This window comes from Arthrobacter sp. Hiyo1, assembly GCF_001263615.2.
In the GTDB taxonomy this organism is placed as follows: domain Bacteria; phylum Actinomycetota; class Actinomycetes; order Actinomycetales; family Micrococcaceae; genus Arthrobacter.
Genome location: NZ_DF952474.1, coordinates 124,776 through 126,113 on the forward strand (window position 1 = coordinate 124,776; position 1,338 = coordinate 126,113).

At 65.8% G+C, this 1,338-nt stretch carries 1 protein-coding gene and 1 pseudogene; both read right to left on the reverse strand.

The window, feature by feature from the left end:
- A pseudogene (locus AHiyo1_RS18010) lies at window positions 1–234 on the reverse strand (malate synthase A); the annotation flags it as partial.
- A 14-nt stretch (window positions 235–248) separates the two neighbouring features.
- Window positions 249–1,338 (reverse strand): NAD(P)-dependent malic enzyme (locus tag AHiyo1_RS18015; protein ID WP_059389460.1); only part of this gene is annotated, 1,090 nt, incomplete at its 5' end.

The window sequence follows — 1,338 nt, forward strand, 5'->3', positions numbered from 1 at the left end:
CACGGGTGCTTCGGCGACCTTCCAGTCGCCGTCGCGGATGTCCTGGGTTTCCGGCAGGAAGTCGAGGCGGCCGGTGCGGGCCACTTCTTCGCGCTTGGCGACGCGGGCCGCGAGGAGCTCGGTGCGGGTGCCCGCGAAACGGCGGTGCAGTTCCTCCACGAAGGCCAACGCCTTGGGAGTCAGGATCTCCTCGGCTCGTTCGATCGGCCGGGGGTCTGTGACTGTGAGAGCCATGGGGTGGTCCTTTCCTAGAGAGCGCGAGCGGCCTGCGTTTGCTGCTTCCGCGCGTTTGCTGCGTTTGCTGCATTTGCTACGGCTGCGGCGACGTCGGCTGCAACGTGGGGGTCGAAGACGCTGGGGATAATGTAGCTCGCATTCAGTTCATCATCTGCGACCCGGTTGGCGATAGCCTCTGCCGCGGCCACGAGCATTTCCGGGATGATGTCCGATGCTCCGGCGTCGAGCAGTCCGCGGAAGAAGCCCGGGAAGGCCAGCACGTTGTTGATCTGGTTGGGGAAGTCGCTCCGGCCGGTGGCCACCACCGCTGCGTGCTTGGACGCGATCACCGGGTCGATTTCCGGGGTGGGGTTGGCCATGGCGAACACGATCGCGTCCTCGGCCATCGAGGCGACCTGCTCTTCGCCGATCACGTGCGGAGCGCTGACGCCGATGAAAACGTCAGCACCCTTGAGGGCTTCGTGCAGCGTGCCGGAGAATCCGGCCTCGTTGGTGTTCGCGGCGATCCAGGAACGGTGCTCGTCGTCGTACTTTTCGCCCGAGTGGATAGCGCCGGAGCGGCCGGCGGCGACGATGTGCTGCGCGCCCTGCGCCTTGAGGAGCTGGATGATCGCAGAGCCGGCAGCGCCGACGCCGGAGACAACGATCTTGACCTCGGACAGCTTCTTGTCCACCACGCGCAACGCGTTGACGAGGGCCGCGAGGGTGACAATTGCCGTTCCGTGCTGGTCGTCGTGGAAGACGGGGATGTCCAGCTCGTCGCGGAGCCGCTTCTCGATTTCGAAGCAGCGCGGGGCTGCGATGTCTTCAAGGTTGATGCCGCCGTAGACCGGAGCCATGGCCTTGGCGATCATGATGATTTCTTCAGTGTCCTGGGTGTCCAGGCAGACCGGCCAGGCGTCGACGTTGGCGAACTGCTTGAACAGCGCGGCCTTGCCTTCCATGACAGGCAGTGCCGCGGCCGGGCCGATGTTGCCCAAGCCAAGGACGGCCGAACCGTCGGTGAGGACGGCGATGGTGTTCCGCTTGACCGTCAGGTTGCGGGCAGCTGCCGGGTCCTCGGCGATGGCGAGGCAAACGCGAGCGACGCCGGGAGTGTAG